We start from the raw sequence: 8,854 nt of genomic DNA, 5'->3' as shown, positions 1-8,854 counted from the left end.
TCGGCACCCAGGTGGGTGCCGACGTCGTGCTTTTGCTGCTGTTAGTTCGCGTAGAACGGGTAGTCCGTGTATCCTTCGGCGCCGTCAGCGTAGAACGTCGCCGGGTTGGGCTCGTTCAGCGGCAGGCTGTCACGCCAGCGACGCGCCAGATCCGGATTGGCGATGGCCGGGCGGCCAACCACCACGGCGTCAGCGAGGCCCTCTTCGATGATGGCGAAGGCTTCGTCGCGGGTAGTGATCTCACTGAAGCCCGTGTTTACCAGGAACGTGCCGTTGAAACGCTCGCGGAGGTCCTGCACCAGGGCACCCTTGGGCTCGTGGTGCAGGATGCTCAGGTACGCGAGGTTGAGCGGTGCGATGGTGTCAACAAGAACCTCGTACGTGGCCCGTACATCAGCGGCATCCGTTTCGGCGATTCCCTGGACGTTGTGCTCCGGAGAAATCCGGATGCCCACGCGGTTGGCGCCCAAGGCTTCCACCACGGCGTTGACCGTCTCGATGACGAAGCGCGCACGGTTTTCCGGGGAACCGCCGTAGCTGTCGGTGCGGACGTTGGAGTTTGGGGCAAGGAATTCGTGCAGGAGGTAACCGTTGGCGGAGTGGAGTTCAACGCCGTCGAAGCCTGCTGCTATCGCGTTCTTGGAGGCCGTGACGATTTCCTGGATCACGCCGGGCAGTTCGTCGGTGCGCAATTCGCGCGGCACCGGGTAGGCCTGCTTGCCGTTGGGGGTGCGGACCTCGCCATCGATGGCGACGGCGCTGGGGCCAACAATCTCGTGGCCACCGGTGATGTCGGCGTGCGACACGCGTCCGCCGTGCATGATCTGGGCAAACATGCGGCCACCCTCGGCGTGGACTGCGTCAGTGACCTTCTTCCAGCCAGCGACCTGCTCATCTGTGACGAGCCCAGGCTGGCCGGGGTAGGACTGACCGGCACGGGCAGGGTAGGTTCCTTCGCTCACGATCAGGCCCAGGGAGGCGCGCTGGCGGTAGTGCTCAGCGATCAGATCGTTCGGAACGCCATCCTGGCCTGCGCGCAGGCGGGTCAACGGGGCCATCACCAGTCGGTTGGAAAGCTCCAGCTCGCCAAGGGCCAAGGGGGAAAACAGCATGCGCGGTTCCTTTCAGGATGAATCAGGTTCACCATGCGTAACTGTGCCGCGTCTGCAACTATTCCGGGTGAGGTGGAGATCACACTACTTCGTCAGATCCCTCATTGACTCGTCGAAGCATTCGCACAGGGCAAGAACTGCCACCAGGTGCGCCTCCTCGGCGTGCGGTGGGTCCGTGTTGATGTTGATTGCTTCATTGACGGATTGCGCCAGGTCCTTCGACTCGCGTCCGGTCAGCGCCCACACCTTGGCTCCGGCGGATTTGGCTGCGGCAGCGGCGTCGCGGAGGTCATCCGTGATTCCCTTGGCAGCCAGCAGCACCACGATGTCTCCCTTTTTGACGGTTGAGGGAATTTGCCCGCTGATGGTCTCCCCGGCATCCTTGTTGGCCACGATGGCTTTGAAGGAGCCGGGGTTCCCACCGTGATCATGGGCGGCATCGTGGGCCGTGAGTTCAGAGGCGAAGCGTTGTGCTTCATGGGCGGAACCGTCGCTTCCGGCGGCGAACACCCGGCCGCCACGAAGCCTGGCCCTGGCCAGTTCTTCGCCCCATTCGGCAAGCCGCGACGATTCCCGACGCAAGGCCGCCACTGCGGGACCGATCTCACCAAGATGACCCAAGACAACGTCCACTGCATGTCGGTTGACCTTGGAATCGGTCGCACGGATTGACTGACCTGTCCGCCTTACCACGATACTCACTTCCTTACCTCCGCTTCGTCGTCGAAACTACAGGTTCCTGTCGCCGTCGCGCGCCGACCCTTCGCGCCTGCTGCGGTCGCGCGTCAGCCGTTCACCCTCAGCCACGTTGACTCGGTCGGCGTCACTGGTGTGGCCGCCGTCGTGGTCCACGTTGCCGCGGCCGGAGTGGTTGCCGTGGCCGTCATCGGCGGAGCGGTCCGCAGCATTCGGGTCAAGCTCGTCGGCGTGGCGGAGGTGCTCCTCGACGCGTCCGTGCGCTTCCTCGGCCTTTTCCGAGTTGCGTTCAGCTTCTCTACGAAGCCGGCCCGCTTCGGCTTCGGCCTGCAGAGCGTTTGCCTCGGCTTGGGCGGCCTCAGCCTTCGCTTGGTGCGCGCCGATGGCTTCCTCTTGGGCTTTCTCGCGCAACTCCCCTGCCCGGCGACGATTGACCTCGGCCTTCTTGCGGCGTCCGACAACCACCGCGATAATCACGGCCGCGATGACCACCACGGCCACGACGATGATCAGTACCAGCTGTCCTGTGTCCACGAGGATTACCTCCCTGGTGAGCGGACTTCCGTGGGCGCCGCTCGCAGCCCGCGATGTGCTTGGTGTCCGAGGTGTACCCCAATCGGGTCATTCCAAAACGATTCCGGTCCCGCCTCTTCTTGTATGGTAGCTAGTTATCAGGTTACTTACTAGTTTTAGCTGCCCGTCTCTTCGGGGTGTTCACGGGCACGCTTTTCTTCCGGGGTTTCACCGGTCTCATCAGGGATGAATGTGGGGTCCAGCTCGGTGGTGAAGTCGCCGGTTCCGTTGTCATGCTCGACGGCGTCAGTCGCCCCAGGTTCGGACGGTTCGGAAGGTGCCGCGTCGGTCTTGTTGGGTTCGTTGCTCATGGCCTCAATCTAGGCACCGCCCGGGATCGTGTCGAGGGTCGGCGGCCTTGTAAGAGGACATGATCTCTGCTTCGCTGGAAAGGTCTCCAGAAGAGCGGGACCGGCCCCCGGCATCAACAGCAGGGAGATCCACACGTGAAAGCAGTGACATGGCAAGGCCGGCGCACACTCAGCGTCGAAGACGTACCTGATCCCTCTATCCAGGAACCCACGGACGCGATTGTCCGCATCACTTCCACCGCCATCTGCGGCTCGGACCTCCACTTGTACGAGGTCCTCGGCCCCTATATGCACAAGGGCGACGTCATTGGGCACGAGCCCATGGGAATCGTCGAAGAAGTAGGCCCGGAAGTGCACCGCCTCAAAAAGGGCGACAGGGTTGTGGTCCCCTTCAACATCTCCTGCGGGCACTGCTACATGTGCAACCGCGGGCTTCAGTCCCAATGCGAAACCACCCAAGTCAAGGCCAAGGGATCGGGCGCCGCGCTGTTTGGCTATTCAGAACTGTATGGCTCGGTTCCGGGTGGACAGGCCCAGTATCTGCGGGTGCCGTTCGCGGATTACGGCCCCGTGAAAATCGACTCGGATGCGCCCGACGAACGCTACCTCTTCCTCTCCGACATCCTTCCGACCGCGTGGCAGGCAGTGGAGTACGCCAATGTTCCTGAGGGCGGAACCCTTGCGGTGCTGGGTCTGGGACCTGTCGGCCAGTTTGCTGCCAGGATTGGCCTCCATAAGGGCTTCCGGGTCGTCGGAGTCGATCCGGTCCCCGAACGCAGGGCGATGGCGGAGTCCCACGGCGTGGAGACCATGGACTACAGTTCGGACGTCGCCAGCCAGATCCGGGAGGAAACGCTCGGCCGGGGACCGGACTCCGTAGTGGACGCCGTCGGCATGGAAGCACACGGTTCGCCGGTGGCTTCCTTCCTCCACAAGGCAGTGTCCCTCCTACCGGACAAGCCGGCGCAGGTGGCCATGGAGACCATGAGCGTGGACCGGCTCGCGGCCCTCCATACCGCCGTGGACACAGTCCGTCGCGGTGGCACCCTGTCTTTGAGCGGCGTCTACGGAGGCCAGGCCGATCCCATGCCGCTGATGACCATGTTCGATAAGCAGATCCAGCTCCGCATGGGTCAATGCAATGTGCGCAGCTGGATCGACGACTTGCTGCCCCTGGTGGAGGACGACGCCGATCCGCTGGGAGTCATGCATCTGGTCACCCATACCGGGAGCCTTGACGAGGCGCCCGCCCTCTATGAGAAGTTCCAGAAGAAGCAGGATGGATGCGTCAAGGTGGTCCTCAAGCCTTGAGCAGGGCACATTCAGGAAGTACCCAGAATTGCTCGATAGCCTAGCAATTGTCAGCGTTGGTACTACATCGAAGGAGATCCCATGGGACTCGGAGACAAGATCAGCAATAAGGCACAGGAAGTCACCGGCAAGGCAAAGGAAGCCTTGGGTGACGCCACCAACAACGAGAAACTGCAGGCCGAAGGTGTAGCTGACCAGGCAGCCGCCAAGACCAAGCAGGCCGGCGAGAACGTCAAGGACGCCGCGAAGGACGCCTTCGACAAGTAGGCCTGCAGCACCAAACGAACACAGCGAAACGCCCCGGCTCCCATCCAAGGGAACCGGGGCGTTCGTCTGCGCCCATCTAGGGGACAGCTCCTGTCCCAATGACCCGTCAGTAGGACAAGTGCTGTCCCCTAGTTGGGCGGACGGGGGGTTACTTCTGCGCCGGGAGCACCAACCCGCCCGACTTGTCCGTGGACAAGGCGAGGGACGAGATGTACTGGGGTTCGCCGTCGGGCCCGTCCTGAGCCGAGCGAAGCATGTCGGGACGTTCGAACTCGATGCCCGTCACGTGGCACAGCAGCTTCGCGTCGCTGGGGTTTCCGTCGGCGTCGAACATCGGAAGGTCAATGCCATCGTCAATGCGGCGCAGGTAGTAGCGGCCACGGGTAGCCACCGCCAGGATCGGCGGCAGCACCAGTGCCAGGCCCACAGCGAAGATGGGCGAATACGGCTGGACCGAGGCACCGAACGCCCCGAAGAACACTGCGATGGAGACACCGGCCGAGACCAGCATCGACACGAAGCCCACAGGGTTCACGGCGTAGAGCATTCCGCGCCGGAACTCTGGAACCTTGGGCGAGATCTTCAGCAGGTACTTGTTGATCGCGATGTCTGAAGCCACCGTCACAACCCAGGCCATGGCGCAGTTGGCGTAGAAGCCAAGGATGGTGTTGAGGAAGTCGAACATGTTCGACTCCATAAGGATCAGCGCGATCACCAGGTTGACCACTACGAACACCATCCGGCCCGGATAGCTCTTGGTGATACGCGTAAAGGAGTTCGTCCAGGCCAGCGAACCGGAGTAGGCGTTGGTGACGTTGATCTTGATCTGCGAGATGACCACCAGCACCACCGCCAAGGTCATGGCCAGCCAGGCCGGCATCATCTCTTCGTAGACGCCCAGGAACTGGTGGACGGGTTCATTGGCGTGGACTGCGGCTGCGGGATCGAGCTTGGCGATGAGGTAGATGGCGATGAAAAGGCCAATGATCTGCTTGATGGCACCGAAGATGACCCAGCCCGGGCCGGCGAGGATCACCGCGCGCCACCAGGCGCCCTTGTTCTCAGCAGTTTTTGGCGGCATGAAGCGGAGGTAGTCGATCTGTTCGGCGATCTGGGCCATAAGAGACAGGCAGACACCGGCCGCCAGCATCACCGAGGCCAGGTTCGGGCCGCCGTCACCCGAAGCACCGGTGAACGCGAAGAACGCATCGATGCTTTCCGGGTGGGACAACAACAGGTAGCCCACCGGTACCACCATCAGCAGCAGCCACAAAGGAGTGGTCCACACCTGCAGGGTGGCCAGGGTCTTCATGCCATAGATCACCAGGGGAATGATGATGATCGTGGACACGGCGTAGCCGATCCACTGCGGGATGCCCAGTCCCAGTTGCAGGCCCTGGGCCATGATGGAACCTTCAAGGGCGAAGAAAATGAACGTGAACGTGGCAAAGATGATGTTGGTGACCACCGAGCCGTAGTAGCCGAAGCCCGAGCCGCGGGTGATGAGGTCCAGGTCGATGTTGTAGCGGGCAGCGTAGTAAGCCAGCGGGAAGCCGGTTGCGAAGATGATCACCGCGGCCACGATGATGCCGAAGATCGCGTTCACCGTTCCATAGGAGATGCCGATGTTTGCACCGATGGAGAAGTCGGCCAGGTAGGCGATGCCACCCAGGGCACTCGTCGCCACCACGCCGGCACTCCACTTGCGGTAGGAACGCGGGGCGAACCGGAGCGTGTAATCCTCCAGGCTCTCCTTCGCTGCACTCAATGCGTCGGCGTTGCCTTGCGGCGATGTGCCGGCGGGGCCGATTCCGACGGCGGTGCTTGCCGCCGTCGTCGGCTCCAGTATTGCGGTACTCGTCTTGTCGTCGCTCATGCGTCGGTCGCTTTCGTCCGGGGAGGGTGCTTCGTCCACGACGCTAGTCACGCAGCGCGTCAATTCAGTCACGGCCGTGTTTCGCAGCTGTAACTTCTGCATCACCCGCACCCTGCTTTCGGTACCAGAAAGCAGGATCACCCTTTGTACGCACCCCACAAAACGGCCCCTCACCTGCGCCGATACCGTCGAGGACATGACCCATGCACCCCGCGAAATTGCCCGCTGTGCCATCCTCGATACCGCCCGCGAACAGGTCCTGGAACGCGGTGAAGGCCTGACGGAAAGCCAGCTTGTAGAGATTCTGCAGCTGCCGGATGACGCCATCCCGGCAGCCCTCGATCTTGCCCACGAAGTCCGGTTGAAACATTGCGGCGAGGACGTTGAGGTGGAAGGCATCATCTCCATCAAGACCGGCGGCTGTCCCGAAGACTGCCACTTCTGCAGTCAATCCGGGCTGTTTGACTCCCCCGTCCGCGGCGTGTGGCTCGATATCCCGGAACTGGTCAAAGCAGCCAAGGAAACAGCCGCAACGGGTGCCACGGAATTCTGTATCGTCGCCGCCGTACGTGGCCCGGACATCAAGCTGATGAACCAAATCAAGTTCGCGATCGAGCGCATCAACGAGGAAGTGGACATCAATATCGCCTGCTCCTTGGGCATGCTCACCCAGCGCCAGGTTGACCAGTTGGCGGAGTGGGGCGTTCACCGGTACAACCACAACCTTGAGACAGCCCGCAGCTACTTCCCCGAGGTGGTCACGACCCACAGCTACGAGGAACGGCTGGAAACCTGCGCCATGGTCAAGGCCGCCGGCATGGAACTGTGCTGTGGTGCCTTGATCGGCATGGGGGAATCCCTGGAACAGCGGGCCGAACTGGCTGCCCAGCTCGCCGCCCTGGAGCCGCACGAAGTTCCGCTGAACTTCCTCAACCCGCGGCCGGGCACGCCCCTTGAGAACCAGGGGATCATGGACGGCAAGGATGCCCTTCGCGCCATCGCGGCGTTCCGACTGGCCATGCCGCGGACCGTCCTGCGCTACGCCGGCGGCCGCGAGCTGACCCTCGGCGACCTGGGCACCCGCGAAGGCCTGCTCGGCGGTATCAATGCCGTGATCGTCGGAAACTACCTCACCACCCTGGGCCGCCCCGCTGATGCCGATCTCAACCTCCTGGTGGAGCTGAACATGCCCATCAAGGAACTCCAGAAGACGCTGTGAACGCCGCCTTTTGCGGCCACTGCGGAGGTGACAGCCCGACGTCGGACGCTCACCAAAGCTGCCGACAGCAGTTGGTGATGGAGCCGCCGCGCTACTGCCCGGCGTGTCGCAGGCGCATGAAGGTCCAGGTCACGCCGCTGGGGTGGACGGCCGAGTGTTCACGCCACCCCCTCGCGGGTTTTTGTACAGATAATGCTCCTAAAAGCTAATGCTCCTAAAAGCGCTCCATAAGGTCATTATCTGTACAAAAACTCCCTGGGTAGGCTGGTCCCATGGGCGAGAGCCGGGATCTGCTGACGCCGGAACAGCGCAGCCGCAACATGGCCAGAATCCGGGGCAAGAACACCAAGCCGGAGCTGCTGGTCCGCAGGCTGCTGCACGCCAAGGGTTACAGGTACCGTCTGCACGGGCAGTCCGGCACGGCGAAGCTCCCCGGCCGGCCCGATCTGGTGTTCGCCGGCCGTCGCAAGGTCATCTTCGTCAACGGCTGCTTCTGGCACTTCCATGACTGCAAGGCCGGCCGGCATGCTCCTGCAGCGAACGCGGCGTTCTGGGAGGCCAAGCGCACCAGGACCCGGGAACGGGACGCTCAGCAGCGGGCGGAACTTTGCGCTTCCGGTTGGGAGGTCCTGACGGTCTGGGAATGCGAAATGAAGAACGTGTCCATTCTCGAAAACCGGTTGACTTCTTTCCTCGAGTCCCCGGCCGGTTACGGCTTGGATGTAGTGGAGGGGGCCGACTCAACGGGATGATCGGAGCCCGCACTGTGCGAGCCCTGTTCCCACAGGGAGTAGGCCGCAGTCCCGCCGATACCCAGCAGGATGGTCAGGCAAAAGACGATGATCACCATCAGCCCAGGTGACGGGCGGGCACCACTGTCCATGCTGTTTCCCTCTCCTTGATTCGCGGCTGGAGGTTCTCCAGATCCGGGATTTCTTCTGTTCCCAGCTACTTTCCGGTCCGGGAATCAAGACTCCCTCTGAGTCCGCTCAAGATTGGATCAAGCTTTGGATTAATGGCACGTAGGCAGTTCCACGAGTCCTACTGTTGAATCGTGAATCTATTGTTCCGAGGCGGGAGGGGTTTGGTGTCTGAGTATGACGAGTGCACAGACGCCCTGGTGGATCACACCGTCCTCGCTGAACTCCAGGCCGAGCTTGGCGGAGACCCGGCCATCATCGACGCCTTCGTCCGCAACTACGTCTCGTTGCTGCCCTGGCGGGTATCCCGCCTGCATCGGGCCCTGGACAACCTGGATATCGACGACGTCATGGATGCCGTCCTCAGTCTGAAAACGTCCAGCCATATGGTGGGCGCCGTCTGCATGGAGCGTTTGGCGACGGAGCTGGAAATCAGCATCCGCCTGCTGCCGAACGCCGATCATCTGCTTGAACTTAGGCCGCAGGTGAACGAGATTGACCAGTGCGTCTTCGGGACGACCAGGGAACTGGAATCGCAGATTCGGTAAATTTCTTCACCTTAATGAAGA

Annotated in this window: 11 protein-coding genes; 5 read left to right on the top strand and 6 right to left on the bottom strand. The window is 62.2% G+C overall.

The window, feature by feature from the left end; translation table 11 throughout:
* Positions 1–41: 41 nt before the first annotated feature.
* The 4 genes from ACFVSI_RS18380 to ACFVSI_RS18365 form a co-directional block, all read right to left on the bottom strand.
* Positions 42–1,112, bottom strand: coding sequence for an alkene reductase (locus ACFVSI_RS18380; protein ID WP_387826786.1), 1,071 nt, complete (start codon positions 1,110–1,112; stop codon positions 42–44).
* Between the two features lie 84 nt (positions 1,113–1,196).
* Entirely contained in the window at positions 1,197–1,814 is a 618-nt protein-coding gene (locus tag ACFVSI_RS18375) for an SIS domain-containing protein (protein WP_387826783.1), read from the bottom strand.
* Positions 1,815–1,841: 27 nt separating this feature from the next.
* Positions 1,842–2,342 (bottom strand): hypothetical protein, encoded by a 501-nt coding sequence (locus ACFVSI_RS18370; RefSeq protein ID WP_387826780.1) that lies wholly within the window; start codon positions 2,340–2,342, stop codon positions 1,842–1,844.
* Positions 2,343–2,497: 155 nt separating this feature from the next.
* Positions 2,498–2,692 carry a hypothetical protein gene (locus ACFVSI_RS18365; RefSeq protein ID WP_144662482.1) on the bottom strand — a complete coding sequence of 65 codons (195 nt, stop codon included), beginning with the start codon at positions 2,690–2,692 and terminating at the stop codon, positions 2,498–2,500.
* Between the two features lie 135 nt (positions 2,693–2,827).
* Here ACFVSI_RS18365 and ACFVSI_RS18360 point away from each other — a divergent pair, with 135 nt between their 5' ends.
* On the top strand, positions 2,828–4,003 hold the full coding sequence (locus tag ACFVSI_RS18360; RefSeq protein ID WP_387826776.1) for a zinc-dependent alcohol dehydrogenase: 1,176 nt from the start codon (positions 2,828–2,830) through the stop codon (positions 4,001–4,003).
* Between the two features lie 81 nt (positions 4,004–4,084).
* Positions 4,085–4,270, top strand: a complete 186-nt coding sequence (locus ACFVSI_RS18355) for a CsbD family protein (RefSeq protein WP_018777112.1) — start codon at positions 4,085–4,087, stop codon at positions 4,268–4,270.
* A gap of 148 nt (positions 4,271–4,418) precedes the next feature.
* Here the strand turns inward: ACFVSI_RS18355 and ACFVSI_RS18350 are convergent, their stop codons facing one another.
* Complete coding sequence (locus ACFVSI_RS18350) at positions 4,419–6,146, bottom strand: purine-cytosine permease family protein (protein WP_387826798.1); 1,728 nt, start codon at positions 6,144–6,146, stop codon at positions 4,419–4,421.
* A 196-nt stretch (positions 6,147–6,342) separates the two neighbouring features.
* Between ACFVSI_RS18350 and bioB the strand changes: the two genes are divergently transcribed.
* Positions 6,343–7,365 (top strand): biotin synthase BioB, encoded by a 1,023-nt coding sequence (gene bioB / locus ACFVSI_RS18345; protein ID WP_387826772.1) that lies wholly within the window; start codon positions 6,343–6,345, stop codon positions 7,363–7,365.
* Between the two features lie 272 nt (positions 7,366–7,637).
* The gene (locus tag ACFVSI_RS18340; RefSeq protein WP_387826769.1) at positions 7,638–8,117 is read left to right on the top strand and encodes a very short patch repair endonuclease; all 480 of its coding nucleotides are present in this window, start codon (positions 7,638–7,640) and stop codon (positions 8,115–8,117) included.
* Here ACFVSI_RS18340 and ACFVSI_RS18335 read toward each other — a convergent pair.
* Entirely contained in the window at positions 8,075–8,248 is a 174-nt protein-coding gene (locus ACFVSI_RS18335) for a hypothetical protein (protein ID WP_387826766.1), read from the bottom strand. The genes ACFVSI_RS18340 and ACFVSI_RS18335 overlap by 43 nt on opposite strands.
* Positions 8,249–8,452: 204 nt before the next feature.
* Here ACFVSI_RS18335 and ACFVSI_RS18330 point away from each other — a divergent pair, with 204 nt between their 5' ends.
* Positions 8,453–8,833 (top strand): Hpt domain-containing protein, encoded by a 381-nt coding sequence (locus ACFVSI_RS18330; RefSeq protein WP_387826763.1) that lies wholly within the window; start codon positions 8,453–8,455, stop codon positions 8,831–8,833.
* The last annotated feature ends 21 nt before the right edge of the window (positions 8,834–8,854 follow it).

The sequence above is a fragment of the Paenarthrobacter sp. NPDC057981 genome (assembly GCF_042886835.1).
Taxonomy (GTDB): Bacteria; Actinomycetota; Actinomycetes; order Actinomycetales; family Micrococcaceae; genus Arthrobacter.
This window is presented reverse-complemented; position numbering and strand designations above follow the sequence as displayed.

What these genes read in the sequence shown, in the direction of transcription:
- ACFVSI_RS18380 (WP_387826786.1), bottom strand. Translation starts at nt 1,112, where the DNA reads ATGCTGTTTTCCCCCTTGGCCCTTGGCGAGCTGGAGCTTTCCAACCGA.
- ACFVSI_RS18365 (WP_144662482.1), bottom strand. Translation starts at nt 2,692, where the DNA reads ATGAGCAACGAACCCAACAAGACCGACGCGGCACCTTCCGAACCGTCC.
- ACFVSI_RS18355 (WP_018777112.1), top strand. Translation starts at nt 4,085, where the DNA reads ATGGGACTCGGAGACAAGATCAGCAATAAGGCACAGGAAGTCACCGGC.
- ACFVSI_RS18350 (WP_387826798.1), bottom strand. Translation starts at nt 6,146, where the DNA reads ATGAGCGACGACAAGACGAGTACCGCAATACTGGAGCCGACGACGGCG.
- bioB (WP_387826772.1), top strand. Translation starts at nt 6,343, where the DNA reads ATGACCCATGCACCCCGCGAAATTGCCCGCTGTGCCATCCTCGATACC.
- ACFVSI_RS18340 (WP_387826769.1), top strand. Translation starts at nt 7,638, where the DNA reads ATGGGCGAGAGCCGGGATCTGCTGACGCCGGAACAGCGCAGCCGCAAC.
- ACFVSI_RS18335 (WP_387826766.1), bottom strand. Translation starts at nt 8,248, where the DNA reads ATGGACAGTGGTGCCCGCCCGTCACCTGGGCTGATGGTGATCATCGTC.